The organism is Planococcus sp. TJ-307, assembly GCF_058268435.1.
Window position 1 is genome coordinate 47,410 of the sequence record NZ_JBZDOJ010000008.1, and the last position, 16,383, is coordinate 63,792.

The 16,383-nt window shown below is 36.4% G+C and carries 15 protein-coding genes and 1 pseudogene; 7 read left to right on the plus strand and 9 right to left on the minus strand.

Going from position 1 to position 16,383, the window contains the following annotated elements:
• Window positions 1-64: 64 nt before the first annotated feature.
• Window positions 65-322: pseudogene (locus AC4EHK_RS18185) on the minus strand (IS3 family transposase); the annotation flags it as partial.
• A 73-nt stretch (window positions 323-395) separates the two neighbouring features.
• Window positions 396-821 carry a hypothetical protein gene (locus AC4EHK_RS18190; RefSeq protein WP_490980145.1) on the minus strand — a complete coding sequence of 142 codons (426 nt, stop codon included), beginning with the start codon at window positions 819-821 and terminating at the stop codon, window positions 396-398.
• Between the two features lie 849 nt (window positions 822-1,670).
• On the opposite strand from AC4EHK_RS18190, the gene AC4EHK_RS18195 reads away from it, so the two are divergent.
• The 6 genes from AC4EHK_RS18195 to AC4EHK_RS18220 all read left to right on the plus strand — a co-directional run bounded on the left by AC4EHK_RS18195 (window position 1,671) and on the right by AC4EHK_RS18220 (window position 7,407).
• Window positions 1,671-2,591, plus strand: a complete 921-nt coding sequence (locus AC4EHK_RS18195; protein ID WP_490980159.1) for an ABC transporter substrate-binding protein — start codon at window positions 1,671-1,673, stop codon at window positions 2,589-2,591.
• A gap of 66 nt (window positions 2,592-2,657) precedes the next feature.
• Entirely contained in the window at window positions 2,658-3,674 is a 1,017-nt protein-coding gene (locus AC4EHK_RS18200) for a FecCD family ABC transporter permease (protein WP_490980146.1), read from the plus strand.
• Window positions 3,667-4,701 (plus strand): FecCD family ABC transporter permease, encoded by a 1,035-nt coding sequence (locus AC4EHK_RS18205; protein ID WP_490980147.1) that lies wholly within the window; start codon window positions 3,667-3,669, stop codon window positions 4,699-4,701. The genes AC4EHK_RS18200 and AC4EHK_RS18205 overlap by 8 nt, the downstream gene beginning before the upstream one ends.
• A gap of 27 nt (window positions 4,702-4,728) precedes the next feature.
• Window positions 4,729-5,514: an ABC transporter ATP-binding protein gene (locus AC4EHK_RS18210; RefSeq protein WP_490980148.1), complete on the plus strand. Its 786-nt coding sequence runs from the start codon at window positions 4,729-4,731 to the stop codon at window positions 5,512-5,514.
• A 16-nt stretch (window positions 5,515-5,530) separates the two neighbouring features.
• Window positions 5,531-6,598 (plus strand): NAD(P)/FAD-dependent oxidoreductase, encoded by a 1,068-nt coding sequence (locus tag AC4EHK_RS18215; protein ID WP_490980149.1) that lies wholly within the window; start codon window positions 5,531-5,533, stop codon window positions 6,596-6,598.
• 311 nt (window positions 6,599-6,909) lie between these two features.
• Entirely contained in the window at window positions 6,910-7,407 is a 498-nt protein-coding gene (locus AC4EHK_RS18220; protein ID WP_490980150.1) for a ferritin, read from the plus strand.
• A 318-nt stretch (window positions 7,408-7,725) separates the two neighbouring features.
• Here the strand turns inward: AC4EHK_RS18220 and AC4EHK_RS18225 are convergent, their stop codons facing one another.
• The 5 genes from AC4EHK_RS18225 to AC4EHK_RS18245 all read right to left on the minus strand — a co-directional run bounded on the left by AC4EHK_RS18225 (window position 7,726) and on the right by AC4EHK_RS18245 (window position 11,333).
• Entirely contained in the window at window positions 7,726-8,235 is a 510-nt protein-coding gene (locus tag AC4EHK_RS18225) for a MepB family protein (protein WP_490980151.1), read from the minus strand.
• A 290-nt stretch (window positions 8,236-8,525) separates the two neighbouring features.
• The gene (locus tag AC4EHK_RS18230) at window positions 8,526-8,873 is read right to left on the minus strand and encodes a type II toxin-antitoxin system RelE family toxin (RefSeq protein ID WP_490980152.1); all 348 of its coding nucleotides are present in this window, start codon (window positions 8,871-8,873) and stop codon (window positions 8,526-8,528) included.
• Window positions 8,874-9,233, minus strand: a complete 360-nt coding sequence (locus AC4EHK_RS18235) for a hypothetical protein (protein WP_490980153.1) — start codon at window positions 9,231-9,233, stop codon at window positions 8,874-8,876. It lies immediately after the preceding gene.
• Between the two features lie 194 nt (window positions 9,234-9,427).
• Entirely contained in the window at window positions 9,428-10,222 is a 795-nt protein-coding gene (locus AC4EHK_RS18240) for a hypothetical protein (RefSeq protein WP_490980154.1), read from the minus strand.
• A 10-nt stretch (window positions 10,223-10,232) separates the two neighbouring features.
• Window positions 10,233-11,333: a competence protein CoiA family protein gene (locus AC4EHK_RS18245; protein ID WP_490980155.1), complete on the minus strand. Its 1,101-nt coding sequence runs from the start codon at window positions 11,331-11,333 to the stop codon at window positions 10,233-10,235.
• A gap of 184 nt (window positions 11,334-11,517) precedes the next feature.
• On the opposite strand from AC4EHK_RS18245, the gene AC4EHK_RS18250 reads away from it, so the two are divergent.
• The gene (locus tag AC4EHK_RS18250) at window positions 11,518-14,097 is read left to right on the plus strand and encodes a Spaf_1101 family AAA-like ATPase (protein WP_490980156.1); all 2,580 of its coding nucleotides are present in this window, start codon (window positions 11,518-11,520) and stop codon (window positions 14,095-14,097) included.
• A gap of 105 nt (window positions 14,098-14,202) precedes the next feature.
• On the opposite strand, the gene AC4EHK_RS18255 is transcribed toward AC4EHK_RS18250, so the two are convergent.
• Together AC4EHK_RS18255 and AC4EHK_RS18260 are read right to left on the minus strand one after the other, a co-directional pair.
• Window positions 14,203-15,420, minus strand: coding sequence for a hypothetical protein (locus AC4EHK_RS18255; protein WP_490980157.1), 1,218 nt, complete (start codon window positions 15,418-15,420; stop codon window positions 14,203-14,205).
• A 68-nt stretch (window positions 15,421-15,488) separates the two neighbouring features.
• Window positions 15,489-16,106: a recombinase family protein gene (locus AC4EHK_RS18260; protein WP_490980158.1), complete on the minus strand. Its 618-nt coding sequence runs from the start codon at window positions 16,104-16,106 to the stop codon at window positions 15,489-15,491.
• Between the last annotated feature and the right edge of the window lie 277 nt (window positions 16,107-16,383).

Below are 16,383 nucleotides of genomic sequence, written 5' to 3' on the forward strand. Positions count from 1 at the left end.
TCATCCCGACTTTTCCTTTATACGATCTGTAACGGGATTTCCGGATGAATTTCACGCATTTCAAGTTCAATTCGCCCATGAGGCGCTGGATTTTCTTGTGGTTGATGACGTATCCTTGCACCTTAAGTGCCGCATGGATTCGGCGATAGCCATAACGGCCCTCGTGTTTCTCGAACAACGCCAAGATCCGTGCCTTCCATTCGCGGTCGGGGTCAGCTGAATCGGAACGAGAACGGTGATAATGATACGTCGCTTCCGGAAGATCGATGATCTTCAGCACATCCTTCAATCGGAATCCTTCTTCTTGGAGTTCGAATGCCATTTTTGTTTGTGCTTTTCGAGGTAGGCATTCGGATTTTCCTGGAAAGCTTTCAACTTTTTTAGGTACGCCACTTCTAAGCGAAGTAACTCATTCTCGCGTTCAAGCTGTTCTTCACGGGACGGAAGTTTCCCTTGTTCTTCAGCTTTGTTTTTTGGTTTCTTGGACATGGATGGTCGTCTTTTCCTCGCTCTTCCAAGCCGGCAACCCCTGCTTTCAGGAATCGGTGGTTCCAAGCCGCAATCAGGGAAGGGTTGTTCATTTTGAACTGAATCGCCGTATCTTGGTAAGAAGCGCCTGTCTGTTTCATAAAGTGTAAGACATCCAGCTTGAATTGAACAGAATACTTTTCATTATTCTGTTTCTTCCGCATGCCATTTTTCACAAAAACTTTCCACGCATGAACCCACTGTTTGATTGGCGAGCTGCTTGGAATTCCGTATTTTTCGGCTAATCGATCATAACTTAACCACTCATTCAAATACTCATTCACAATCATCACTTTAAATTCTTCATTGTACTTTACCAGAGAAAAAACACCCCAAAAGTTAGATTATTAACTCTAACTTTTGGGGTGCACTACCACTTGTCAGCCTTTTTCTACTAAATGAATTGAATCAATGAGAGTTGGGTTAGACAAAGACGACTTGATGTACTTCTGCTACGTGCGGTTGATTACTTAAGATTTCTAGCAATCGTCGGGCTGCACCGCTAGGTTGGTTGGTGCCGTGTTCGCACGATTCGCTCGTTTTGACAGACACCCCGATGAGGGCAGCAAATGACTTTTGAGTTAAATTCATCTGCAAACGAAGACTTTTGATGTCTTGTGCAGAAAAATTTGCCAATTCCTTAATCGCTACGGTTTTTGTTCTTGCTTTTGATTGGTTGCCTTCAGCATATTCAATGGCTTGGCCTAAACTGGATTTCAGGTCATCAAAAAACTAGTTTTCATTCATTTTCCATCCATCTTTTCGCAAGTATACGAGCTTTTTAGCTGATCTACTAATTACTTTAGTATCTTTTTTTGATCGGGTTTTAACGTTGCTTGTTGGTTCTTTGCATAAATTAGAAGCAGAATCGTATTGGAAGACGAATGAAGACGTTTTGAATCAACTTTGAAATATTGTTACTTTATTTTTTTTCTTTCGTCAGATCGAAAAAAATTTAAGAAAAGGTAGCAATACGCGCAAAGAGTGCTTATAATAAAAAACAGAAGTTCTAATTGATAATGATTTTCATTATCGTTTATAACTTAATCAAAAAAGGAAAGTAGTGAAGAGATTTGGGCTCGAATTGGAGTAGAAAGAAAATAATATTTTTAAGTATAGCGTTATTCTCCCTAGTTTTAATTATGGCAGGTTGTGGGAAATCTGAATCGTCGAGTACAAGTAATGTTGCAGCTGGAGCAAGTGATGAAGAGAGTCAAACCATTACACATGCGATGGGCACAACAGAAGTTCAAGGAACGCCACAGCGTGTTGTGACTCTTTATCAAGGCGCAAACGATGCAGCAGTCGCACTTGGTGTAAAGCCTGTGGGAGTTGTTGAGTCTTGGGCAGAACAACCCGTTTATGAGTATTTGAAAGATGATTTAGCTGGTATCCCAATTGTTGGACAAGAAACACAACCCAATCTAGAAGAAATCGCAAAACTGAAACCAGATTTAATCATTGCTTCAAAAGTTCGACATGAAGAAGTGTATGAACAACTTTCAGCCATTGCACCGACTATTACTCATGAAACTGTTTTTGCTTTTAAAGAAACGGTGGATTTAATGGGACAGGCGCTAAACAAAGAAGAGGAAGCTCAAGAAGTGTTAGAGGATTGGGATGAACGAGTAATCGATTTCAAAGAAAAGTTGCAAGCGGAGATGGGTGAAGAAGCGCCAAAACATGTTTCTGTGTTGAATTTTAGAGCAGATCATTCGCGGATTTACTATACTGGTTTTGCAGGATCGATTTTAACTGAACTTGGATTTGAGGGCCCTAAAAATATGGCGGATGATAGTCTCGAGATCCTCCCGCTAACAGATAAAGAAAGTATTACGGAAATGAATGCAGATGCTTTTTATATTTTCATGGATAAAAATGATCCGGCAGTCGTCAAAAACTATGAAGAATGGACCAGTCATCCATTGTGGGAAAACCTTGACGCGGTTAAATCCAACAGAGTCTACGAGGTAGACGAAATTGTATGGAATCTGGCTGGAGGCATACTGTCAGCAAATCTCATGTTAGATGATATGTATGATCGATTTGGGTTAGAAAAATAAAAAGGTAAGGGGTGGGAGAAATCCCGTCCCTTATTCTCTTTATCAGCATAGAAAGCAGGGATCAATATGGGGAAGTTATCATCTCATAAACCTTTTAAATTAGTTGTTTTACTTGTCTCTATTATTGTGATGAGCCTTTCATTTATCTTGAGTCTCTCAGTAGGACAAAATTCAATTCCATTCCGTACGACGATCGAAGCGCTTATTTATTTTGATTCAACGAATACCGAGCACATTATCGTGACAACCTCTCGAATGACTAGAGCGATTATCGCTACTTTTATTGGGGCCAATTTAGCTGTTGCAGGTGCATTGATGCAAGCAATGACTAGAAACCCACTGGCTGCACCAGATATTTTGGGAGTAAATGCAGGAGCACTATTTTTCATTGTTCTTTCGTTCACTTTCTTTTCAATAGATTCGTTGCAGTCATACATGTGGGTTGCCTTTTTAGGTGCAGCGATCGCAGGGGTTTCTGTGTATTTTCTTGGTTCGCTGGGGAAAGACGGATTATCGCCTATTAAGATTGTTTTAGCGGGTGCTGCTATTTCTGCTCTCTTTATTTCGTTCACACAGGGATTACTTGTGATTGATGAACAACGAATACAAAGCATCTTATTTTGGTTAGCGGGTTCCGTTTCGGGCAGAAGTTTAGAGATGATTCTCCCTATTTTACCTTATATGATGATTGCGCTAGGAATTGCATTATTCCTCGGGAAACCCGTTACGATATTACTGGCAGGGGAAGATGTAGCCAAGAGCTTAGGTCAACGAACGGTCTTGCTGAAAATTATAATTGGTGCCGTTGTCATTGTGTTAGCTGGCGGTTCAGTCGCGGTAGCTGGTTCGATTGGGTTTATTGGCTTAATTGTTCCTCATTTAGTAAAGGGGATAGTCGGACCTGATTATCGCTGGGTGACCATCTTGAGTGCGTTGATCGGTGCGAGTTTACTTCTACTGGCAGATGTGATTGCAAGATTTATCATTGCGCCACAAGAAATGCCGATTGGTGTAATGACTGCGTTAATCGGAACCCCCTTTTTCATCTACATTGCTAGGAAAGGGGTAGTGAAGAGTGGCTAGGTACATCACAGTTAAAAATAAATCAGAAAAATTTTCGTTTCAAGTTGATAAGAAAACGATGATCACCGTAATAATCCTAAGCTTATTAGCGATAGTGATTCTTATCATGAGTCTTTCGATCGGCAGTAGTTTTATCAGTCCGTGGGTTGTCATTAAAAACTTACTGGGCCTAGCAGAACCAGACTTTATACTAAATGAATTGAGACTTCCGAGAGTCTATCTTGCTTTTATGGTAGGTGCAGCTTTAGGTGTGGCAGGATCTATTTTACAAGCAATTATTCGAAATCCATTGGCATCGCCGGACATCATCGGTATAACAGCCGGGGCTTCTGCGGGGGCGATTATCTTTATCGTGGTTTTCTTAGGAACTGTTAGCGCCACATTCATGCCACTAGCAGCGATTCTGGGTGCCGTCATCGTGGCAGCAACTATCTATCTATTAGCGTGGAATAATGGTGTCACTCCCATTCGTCTCGTGTTAATCGGAATCGGCATAGCAGCTGCGATGAAAGCGATTGTCCTGATGATGCTTGTTTTGAGTGATACAGCTGTCACGACGAAAGCGTATCTTTGGTTAACAGGAAGTCTATATGGCTCCAATTGGGGACATGTATACTCGATGCTTCCTTTCGTCCTTCTGTTTATTCCGTTAACAGCTTTTCTCGCTCGTTCTGTAAGTGTAAAGGAACTGGGCGACGAAATTGCGACTGGGCTAGGCGTAAATGTTCAATCCAGACGTTTTTTGCTTTTATTGATTAGTGTAATCCTAGCGGGTTCTGCAGCTGCCTTTGCAGGTGGTATTGAATTTGTCGGGTTAATTGCGCCACATATTGGCCGATTGTTGATTGGGCGTTCATTTGCTGCACTAATCCCTGTTTCTGCATTAATTGGGGGAATGATGGTCGTGTTGGCTGATTTTGTAGCTCGAACTGCCTTTTTGCCTTTGGACATTCCGGCAGGGGTATTTACCGCAGCTATTGGCGCACCCTTTTTCATTTATCTCCTGTTTAGAAATCGAAATAGCTAATGAAGTAGAAAGGAGACGAGAAAAAATATGTTACAAGCAAACTCTTTAACCTTAGGTTACGGTCAGACACAAGTAATTGAAGATCTACAATTAACCATACCTAAGGGGAAGATTACGGTTTTTGTAGGAGCCAACGGTTGTGGAAAGTCTACATTACTCCGATCTCTAGCACGCCTTATCAAACCCCAGTCTGGTGAAATTATATTAAATGGTATGGAGTTGAAAAAGCAGTCTACTAAAGCAGTTGCTAAGAATCTTGCTATTCTTCCCCAAACTCCTTTAGCTCCAGAAGGGTTAACGGTACTTCAACTAGTCAAACAAGGCCGGTATCCCCATCAGAGTTGGCTAAAGCAATGGTCAACGGAAGATGAGTCCGTCGTAAATCGTGTGTTGGAACTGACAGGCATGAAAGAATTTGAAGAAAAAACAGTCGATTCCTTATCAGGTGGACAAAGGCAGCGTGCTTGGATTGCTATGACGCTTGCTCAAAAAACAGATGTTCTTTTATTAGATGAGCCGACAACCTATTTAGATTTATCCCATCAAATCGAAATTTTAGATCTTCTTTTTGAGCTAAATGAAAAGGAGAACAGAACGATAGTTATGGTTCTGCACGATTTAAATTTAGCGTGTCGTTATGCACATCATATCGTAGCCATTTTTAATAAAAATATCTATTCCCAAGGAAAACCAGAGGAGGTTATTACACCTCAGATGGTGCAAGATGTATTTTCCATGCGCTGTGAAATTGGAAAAGATCCATTATACGGTACACCTGTATGCGTTCCATATGGAAAAGGAAGAAAAATCTAGAGGAAGGGGTTTTGACATGAAGCCTAAAGAAATTTTTGATGTGAGCATAATTGGTGGTGGACCGGCAGGCCTTTTTTCTACGTTTTATAGTGGATGTCGTGAGATGAAGGTGAAATTAATCGAATACCATTCTGTTCTTGGAGGGAAATTAAATGTCTATCCAGAAAAAATGGTTTGGGATGTAGGTGGCATGGATCCGGCTCCTGCCCATCAATTAGTCGATCGTTTAGTGAGACAAGCCAAAATATTTCAACCTGAAATTGTACTCAATACAAAAGTTACCTCCATTTCAAAAGACGAGGAAGGCATTTTCACCATCTATACTCAAACGGGCGAAGAACACTATTCTAAAGCCATTATATTGGCGGTTGGGGGTGGGATATTAGAGCCTACACGACTTGAGATTGATGGGGCAGAACGCTTTGAAGTGACAAATCTGCACTATACGGTGAAGTCACTCACTCAATTTAAGGGAAAGCGAATCCTGATTTCGGGCGGCGGAAATTCAGCGATTGATTGGGCGAACGAACTAGAATCGATTGCGGCTAAAGTGTATTTGACATATCGAAAAGAGTTATTCAAAGGACATGAGGCTGAAATCTCTAAATTACAAAAAAGCTCAGTGCAATGTTTATTGAACACGGAAATTGAAAAATTAGTCGCTTCACCTGATCACGAAACAATACAGCAAGTTATTTTATGGGATCAAAACCAAAATGACTCCATCCGTATTGATGTAGATGAAGTCATTATTAATCATGGATTTGAAAGAGAAAGAGAGTTAGTGGAAAACAGTCCCATTCCCATAGAAATGGCCTCTTCAAGAACAGTAGCAGGCAATTCGAAAGGAGAAACTTCAGTGCCGGGATTATTTGCGGCCGGGGATATTTTAGAGCACGATGGAAAGCTGCGTCTTATTGCAGGGGCTTTTACAGATGGAGCTACGGCTGTCAATCAAGCAAAATTGTTTATTGAACCGGGTGCCAGCAATCGAGGGATCGTCTCTACGCATAATGATATGTTTAAAGACAAAAATAAAGCGATCTTCAAGAATACAAAGCTCGATAAATTAATCGGTAAGTGACTAAAAATAGTACAAGTGAAGAAAACCGTTTTTCATAGATAAATGTCATTCTAAAAAGGTCTTACACTTTTTTACTTGCCAAAAATACTGCGCCTTGGTTGTCGATTGATGCAATTGGGCCACTCAACGCACGTGAGATTCCCAAACGGCTTCTACGGATTCCCTTTTATCGTCGAAAAGAATCGTCTCCAATAGGCGCTTTACCACAGTGAATGTTTTGGCTTCATATTCTTGAGGTAAATTATGTCATTCAATGGTTAATCAACACCCATGTTACAATAACGTTAATTAAGATCGAGGAGGAAGTTAAGATGTTGCCAACAAATTTGACACAAGCGTTAAACGATCAATTCAATAACGAACTTCAGGCGTCACATGCATACACAGCGATGGCGTCCTACTTTTCAAGAAAAGGATACCATGGATTTGCCAATTTCTATTTAATCCAATCACGAGAAGAACATGTTCACGCGATGAAATTCTATCAATATTTGGTGATGATGGATGAGCAACCTATACTCCAAGCGCTAACAGAACCTAAAAACCATTATACGAATGCCCTGGATGTTGTGGAAGCTTCACTTGCGCAGGAAAAATCCGTGACGGCAAACATATATGCATTGGTAAGTTTGGCGGATGAGCTGCAGGAACATGCCACCTTATCGTTTTTGGATTGGTTTATTGAAGAACAAACGGAAGAAGAAAAAATGTTTCGGGATATGATTATTCGCTTAAAAGGCATCGAAGAAGGTGGCGAGTATTTCCTCAAAATGGACGACGAGTTCGCTGCAAGAAAACCGGAAGAATAATACGAGCAAAAACAAACAGCCCACGGTTGAGATCGTGTGCTGTTTATTTTATGGAAAGAAGTGATAGATTGAGTATTATCCATGGTTCTGTTTAAACCATCGATTTAGTACATCACGTCACCTTGAGTGCTATTTGATACTTTATTTAAACGTTATTTGCATATGAGTTAGAAAACTTCATCACTGTCGCTCAGTTTCCTTTTTGATGATTTTTTAGAAGCTATTAGTATTAGAGGATTTGTCGATACTATACTCATTTTTATCCCCAACATTTGGTTTCACTAACTCCGTGTAAATGTACACCACGACTGCAGAAAATTAATAAGAATACAATTTTGTCATTTTTTCTTTGGGTGCATTATTTGAATTACTCAAATCAACAAAATAAGGCAACTGCCATTCTTGTGTTTTCATCGCTTGCTTGCTGGTTGGTACATCCCAACCTGGATATACTCTTATTGCCATTTTCCCCTTTGTTGCATTGGACTTAAGAATATGCTGATTGAGAAGAACTTCTTTTGGGAAAACAAATTGTCCAAACTCATAATCACTCTTAAAAGTAGTTATAACTAGTAGATCTGGTGCTTCCTCATATGAATAGGGTTGATTTTTATTGTTTTCATCTTTTTCCCAAAATGCAACAAATTGTCCTGTTTTCGTAGATGTAGTATTCGCCACTCTGAATCGAACGGTTTTAGAAGAAAGTTGAAATATACCAGCACCATACTTAGCGTTTTGTTTTTCTTCTTGAACCGATTTTAAAAGTAAGTGATTTGGTTTGTAAATTAGTTCATTCACATAGCATAATGCTTTATAAAAATCTTTCACTGTTCTACTCCTTAAATTAAAAATTAGTTGGTCAGTGTATTGAAAAATAGCTTTTCTTAATCGAATAACTTGTTAAGCCAACATACCAGGAAGCCATGACATGAGTGTGCACTCTTGCGAATCCTTTTATAAATGTACCACTTGAGTATAGAAAGTAGGAGACTGCCTTTATTATTCCTCCATTATTTTGCAGAGTAAATAGTATGTTTATACTTTCTACTATAGAAGCCTTACTGTTGAAAGTATGATCAAATAAAAAAACCTCCTTACTGGAGGTCTCTTAAAATTATTTAGTTTTCTAGGTTTTTTAAAAAATCTGCAAGTCGGTTAGAAGCATCTTTAAACGCTTTATCTTCGTCTCGATCTCCTATGCCAAGAATCATGACGATTTCTAACTCGTCCTCTGTTCTTCCTGTAATTCGATAAATAACTCGAATGCCACTGCCTTTAAACTTCAATTCCTTACAACCATGCAATTTCATATCTCGCTTATTTTCAAGTTCTTTTCCAAGTGTATCAGCCCGTGTTCGTAGCTTTGCTAATCCCTTATTCACATGTCCTTTTACGCTGCCATCTAGCTTATCGTATTCCCTTTGAGCCTTCTTATCGAATCGAATCTTAAACCGATCTTGGCTCATTTATTCGAATAACTCGTCATCTTCAATTTCATCGGGATCACTAGACATAATTTGAGCATAACTAACTTCCCCTACAGCTTCACGTAGTGAGATAGAGTCTTCGGGATGGGCAGCAGCGTGTTCAGCACGACGAGCGATTTCGTCCATATAGAATAGTTCGCGATAAGTTTCAAGCTCTTGATACATTTTGAGGTAGTGTGCGTAATCTAACACAACACTGTCGAGCTTATTATTGGCCAAAATGTATTGGGGTGAATTTTTTGCAGCAGCTCGTACTTTACCGAACGTTTTAGAAGCAACTCCAGCCGCTGTGATTTGTTCATCGCTGAACTTAGGTCTTTCTGGAATATGAATACTCATCGTGATCAACTCCTTATTGTTTCATTTAAGTAAAGTATACTATAGAACATTATTCGAGTACAGAAAAAAGTCTGTAGTATCATACGTATTTTCGTACGTACTGTGGTATGTTGTCTTTTTTTACAGCTCTTATTTTTTTATTTTTTAGGAATCGTCATAACTAGTATCAATTAGTTTTGGAAATAGAGGATTATCTATATTAATTTAGAAATACGATTTCTTACCAAGTCTTCATTTAAATCATCTTGAAAGGTGAAATAAATAATTTGAATTCTGCGAACGGCACACAAATCTATTTTTTCTGCATCTCTCTCTTGAATTTTTTTGAACTGTTCAATTCCACCCCAAGCTTGAATTGGTTTGAAATGCTGTTCTCCTTGGTATTCAATCACTAATTTTAATTCCTGGATATAGATATCTGCACGCAAGTGGCTGAGGGGATACTGATGGATAATCGTGTAATTAGGAAAGACTTTCTTAACCTGTTCGAGGAGCTTAGCTTCCTGTGTCCATTTCTTTCCAATTTCATAATAGCCGATGCGATTTCGAATAATGTTTTCGCAAATTCTAAAGTCCTCATTAAGCTCAAAGGTTTTCCCTAAAATATAGTAGCCATAAATACTACGGAATTTCGATAGAGTCTTTGTTAATGAGGCATACGCATAGGTTGGGGGAAACTGATTGCAAATATGACATAGAGTATCCTTAAAGCGAAAGTTAAAGGAGCACATGTCGCCAATTATTCGCGGAAAGGCATTTCTGTTTCTTGTGCCATCACCTAATAAAATCTGCTCTATTCCTACTTTTTGACAGGAACAAAAGTACAAAGGGCTGTCCCAACTTTCTTGGAAGCCAAAGAAAGCACCTGAAATCCGTGGTGGGTAATGGACGTATGGATAAGGCAAGTTACTTTCACATTCAATGACCTGGTCATTCTTCAACCAAGGAACTTCTTCTCTTGGAACAATTGCTAGCTGTTTCCTTTGCATTTCGCTCCTCCTACTGGATTTTGATCATCATCTCTTTTAAGATGCCTTTCATAACGGTTCCCGTAATGACTGTTGAAGGAATGCTAAAATTAAATCCTGTAACATGATTTCTTTTTTTATAATCGGTTTCGATAAATGCTTCGGTTTTAATTCCCTCTCGAAGAAAATTATTCAACATAGATGCTAATATTCCTTGTTCAAAATTTACATACATATCGTTCACTCTTAAGTTTTTGCCAAAGCGTCTAACTGTTTGCACTTCAACTATTTGTTCGTACTTATTGGTAGCTGTGGCAGGCAAATATCGCATCTTGTTATAAAGAGCACGATTTATATAATCTCTTAGATTTAAAAGGTCAATATCCTTATCTAACTGTTCAAGGACTATTAATCTTGTTAGTTGCACTCTTTCTTCTTCAATTAAATCCCTTTTCAAATCCTGTAATAGCCTTTCTCTAAAACCACTAAATATAAGTTCATAAAGATCATTTTGAAGTTCAGTTTCCTTGTTCTCTATGTATTCAATGATGTTTTTTTCCGTCACCTGAAAAGTGAAATGTCCATTACTTAAAAAAGGTTTTACTTCAATATAAAAAATATAATTATCGTTGAAATAAGCCCTTTTTTCATCTTCCAAAGCATGGGTTACGAATACCTCCATAACGAACTCATAGTCTTCCTGATACGGATCTCTAAAAAGGGCATCCGCTACATAAGGACCAATTTTCTTCTCTGTTTTTCCTTCGTGTCCTGTACAGGAATAAAATTCAAAAATATCCGTTAACGTGACAGGAAGCGACTCCATTCTCATATGAGCATTCATTAGTTTGAAAAAGGATTGGTTTTTTGGAAAGAATGTGAGAGGAAAATGCAGCAACACTTCCTTATCAGAGACTAAAAAATACTTTGCTAGTAAATGAAGGAGCGTTTCTTCATTCGCAGAACAGTTACTTCCTTCTCTATGTGCGAAATGATGAGTGTTGACGGACCCTTTTCTAGCAGTAAGAGTTTCTTTGCAGGAAGGGCAATAATAATTGCGGTCTTTGAATATTCTTTCGCTGATATGAACTATATAGTCATTGCAAAGAGCATATGAGATATTAACAGCCATTTTAAAGTCCCTCCGTTGAAATATTTTTCTTTGCAATGCCGTTTTAAAAATTAGTACAACATAATTATTTCGGTATCTCTCAATATTTAAGTTATGAACCCTAATAAGTTCAATTATAACCGTCTGTTATAATCATTATATGGAATATTTAAACACTTAAATTATTGATGAAAAGGTGAGAGTGATGAATCAAAACTTAAGTTATCTGACAAGTTCATATCTTCAAATAAAAAATCAAAGAAAAAAATATGGTGAATTAAAAAAATGCGAATTTCATTTACATACTCCAGCTTCTCATGATTACAAGCTTTATAAAGATAAAGATTATAATTCAATAACCGAAGAAGAAATAGTTTCTCTTGCCTTTGAGGTGGGTTATATAACAGAAGAAACGATGCATCAAATGCTTGAAAAAATAGACGATTATAAAAACAATAACTATATAACTCACTATTTACAAGAACAAAATAAACCGTTTCAAAACTTTAAAGAATATTTTTCCTATATGTTAGTAGCTCATAAGCTATATACAGAAAAAATAGAAGCATCAGTGATTTCAGATCACAACACAGTCAAAGGCTATGAAAAATTAAAATACGCTCTTGAAGAATACTATCTGGCCAATGTTAAAAATAAAAAAAAGCAGTCTCCGATTCACCTTTTTTTAGGTGTTGAAATTTCATGCTCTGAACACAATCATCTTGTTTCAATTTTTGACGAGAAAGATTATAAGAAAGTTGAAGAGTTTTTGGATAAATATATTATGAAAGAGGATGGAGGGACTTACTTAGATAGCTTAACTGTGATTAAAAACTTAAAAGAAGAAAAAATAGAAGCATTAACTTATTTAGCTCATTTAAATAATTCGAAATACTACGGCAGCGGTGTTTACAACAACTTTTTATTTTCAAAAGAAAACTTCCAAGTGTTTGGTTTGACTAACCTAGCAAGCAAGGAGAAAGTATACAATAAAATTCAAGAATACAACAAAGAAGCTAGAAACCAATTTGGTATCATTCATGAAGGCGACGCTCATTCTATTAATGAAATAGGCATTAAAAATACTTGGATAAAATTCAATTACATAAACTTCAAATCTCTCAAACGAGCTTTTGATAACTTTTCAATAAATATATATCCTATAAAACCAAAGAAATCTAATAAATTTATAAATGGATTAGTAATTTATTCAGGAACAGAAGGGTTTTTAGGAGAAAAAAATTCAAAAGAGAAAAATAAATTTGCTGTAGACTTTTCAAGAGATTTAAATTGTGTAATTGGTGGAAGAGGTACTGGTAAGAGTACTTTACTGAATATAATAGAATGCGCATTTAGTCTGGAGATAGATACTCTTGAAAAATTAGAGGTGGTCTCAAAGCATGAGAAGATGCATATCGTTTTTACATTAAATCAAACAGAGTATATATTGGAATTTGTTCCTCAAGTTTTGAATCCTGATAAAAATTATTATTTAGAAAGTCCCTTTGCTGAAAAGTCTATAACTCGGGATATAGATTTAGGAAAAATTACACTAAGCCCTAAATGGATTTCTTTATTTAGACTAGAAAACGAAGAATGGAAAGAACTAAAGTCTAGTGAATCAAAAAAAATATTGGAAGAGTTCTATAATAGGAGTTATTCAATAAATCAAATTATCGCTGATATTGATAATGGGAAAATAGGAAACTTGATAAAAAGTACAATTCTTAAGAAAGAGCAAAAAATAAATATTTCAAGCTTCATTCTTAAAGCTAAGAAACATGAAACATCACTGGAAGACATTATTTTGAACGAACTTAGGAAGGTGCAAGGAAGATTTAATAAAAGAAAAATAAGCATCAATCAATCTATAGGGGAGTTCAATAGCCAGAATAAATCAGTGCTTGAAATTGTCCAATCCCCAAACATGAAAAATCCAGATACATATCTTAAAACAATGTTAGAGTTTCTCAGTAGCGAAAAAGAAATTGAAAAATTTCAAATGACGTATGACGATATAGCGCGGTATGTTTATGATTATAGTAAAAAAAATACCTATATTGAATTTCTAACGGATCTTTTTTCAGAAAGATATACCTCGATAAATAGCAAGCTACATTTTTTAAGTTATTGTAATGAAAATAGTAGTATCTATGTTTCTAATAAAAAGGAGTCATTTAAATTAGTAGAGAAGGAATTGAAGGAAGTTACCGACAGAGAGATTCCTATTCTACTTGCCTTACTTAAAGACAGATTAAGTAATCAGTTAAAAACTGAGACGCTTGGAAGTATCATTAACTGGTTTGAAGTTTCTGATGAATTTTCTCTTAAATTTAATATTAACAAAAGAGAATCATATAGAAATGAGGCTCCTTTATTGAAAAATATTGAAGAAATGTCTCTAGGACAAAAAGTAGCGGCCATTCTTTCTTTTATTTTTATTTATGGAAAATATTCAAATGATAGTTCACCACTATTGATAGATCAACCGGAAGACAATCTAGATAATCAGTACATTTATAAGAATTTAGTTGAGAGTCTAAAGAATGTAAAAAATAATCGACAAGTAATTATTGTTACGCATAATTCGACTATTGTCACTAATTCTGAAACTGAACAGGTCATCGTTTTAGATTCCAATGATAAAAATGGATGGGTTGAGAAGTTAGGATATCCTACTGATCCCAAAGTGACCAAATTAATTATAAATTATTTAGAAGGGGGTATTGATTCTTTTAAACATAAGATGGGGTCTTATTCTACTATTTTAAATAATTTCAATTAACTATTGAGAGGTACTTCTCTAGTTTTTTGTAAATAAGAAAGGACAACTTTCAGTTTTAAACTGAAAGTTGTCCTTAAAATTTATAGTTATAAATATTAAACTTGATCACCTGGCTATGGCGATAATATTTTCTTCCTCTAACTTATATAAAATGCTGCGACATTCTGGACAGCATTTCCCTTTCATAAATGGAGGATCATTAGTTTCATAGTCAAAGCTTTTTTCAAATATCTTTTTGTTTTTGACATCCACAAGTATGGTTTCAGTATAAGAAAAATCATCTTTATAACAAAAATTACACCGAACGCCTCTAGTATTCTCTTGGCATAAGTAGCAATATTCGTAGCCTTCACTATCTGAAATGAAAGTATGTTTATTACACCTGTCGCACTCTTCCAATTCAATTTTTCCGCATTTTACACATAACATACTTTCATTATTTGGATCGTAAAAGAGAAAGTCATGAGCACCACACTCGGGACATTGGTAGACGGCTCTATTTTTTGCTATAACGTAATCAACTAACTTATTCATATTAATATTTTTTAAGGTATAAATTTTTAAGGAATTAATAGCTTTAATGACTTCTAGAAAATTGGGAGAAGATTTTACTAATAGTTGATCTATATATGCAACTAGAATATCTTCGAGTATTGTAGATTCTACTTCTATCCCTTCTAATAAATGAAAAATATCATCGTAAACACTGCTGCAATGTTTACAAACAAAAGAATGGCTATCTTTGACTGGCACAATAGTTTCTAAAGAACAAAATGAGCATGGGACAGTAAAATTGCCGAGTCTAAATCCCTTAATACGCTGATGGTATTGTTCTCTAATTTTGTCGTCGTTAACAATTAACTTCCAGTTCTTTAAGGTACTTGCTAATGTCTTACTGTTATTTGAGAACAATTTAACCATATTATCTAAAGAATATAACGTACTAGTAAAAATATTAATTGGTTCATCGTGAAAATGAACATCTTTATGTAAAATACTGTTTCTTACTGTTCTTATAGATTCTAAATTTTTTACATCTGCTTCTTTTATACTTCTTCCCTTTTTATCAAAGACTAACTTCAGTCGATCAATTATCTTATTCGATGCTATTGTATTATTTACTTTTCCATCTAGCGAGTCTAATACAAATAATGGATGCTCTGCTTCAAGAATACTTTTTAAAATCAATTCAGAACCAATTCCTAGGAACATAACAGCATATTTATATTCGTTACTATTATTTTTGGCTTGTAAATAAGATTCAATACTCCTTTCAATAAAGTCAATTCCGTTTTCATACAGATTCATCCTTAGCTGATCCATGATTTCACCTCACATAAATAAACTTCTATTGATTTGAGTAATACTAAAATATGTTGGAGTTTCTTCTATTATATAGTGTTAGCTGTTTCTTCTTCGAGTGCTTTTACCAATTTATAAAAACTGGTCTTCTTGACTCCGGCTTCCTGCATGGCTTGAACAGCTGTTAATTCTCCAGCTTTCCATTTTCTATAAACCTCTTTGAACTCATCTGAAACATAAACTGACGGCCTGCCAAACTGGATGCCATTTTGTAATGCCAAGTCGATTCCTTCACGCTGCCGTTTCCGGATACGTTCTCGTTCCTCTTCCGCCATCCAGGAAAGAATCTGCAAAACCAAATCCGCAATAAATGTTCCCATGCTGTCTTTATATTGGGTTGTATCCAATAACGGCATATCCAGTACCACAATATCGGCTTCGATATTTTTGGTCAGGTCATTCCATTCCTGGAGGATCTCTTCTTTGTTCCGGCCAAAACGATCCAGCGAGTGGATGTACAAAATGTCGCCTTCTCGAATAACCCGTTTTAGTAATTGATAATTTGCGCGTTCAAAGTTTTTGCCACTTTGCTTGTCCAAATAAATATCCCGATCAGTGATGCCCATTTTTTTCATGGCTTCCAATTGCCGGCCTTCATTTTGATCTTTGCTGCTGACGCGTATGTAACCAAATTTACGATGTTCCATAATTCACCTCATAAAACGATTGTTTCCTCTCATTATACCTGAAAATCGTTCGTAAAAGTGTGTGAAATTTCGCGAACGTTCGTAAAGTCATTTGACACGTTTACGAACGCTGTTTTCGGTCATTTTCAGCCCTTTTCAAAGCGTTCGTAAAAGTGTACTTTTACGAACGGATTATTGGAGGGGCTATATAGTGTAGTTTATTTCGTTGAGCAGTAATGAATGTTAATATAGTAGTCAATCTATACAATAAATCAAAGCCCACGGAATTTAATAATTT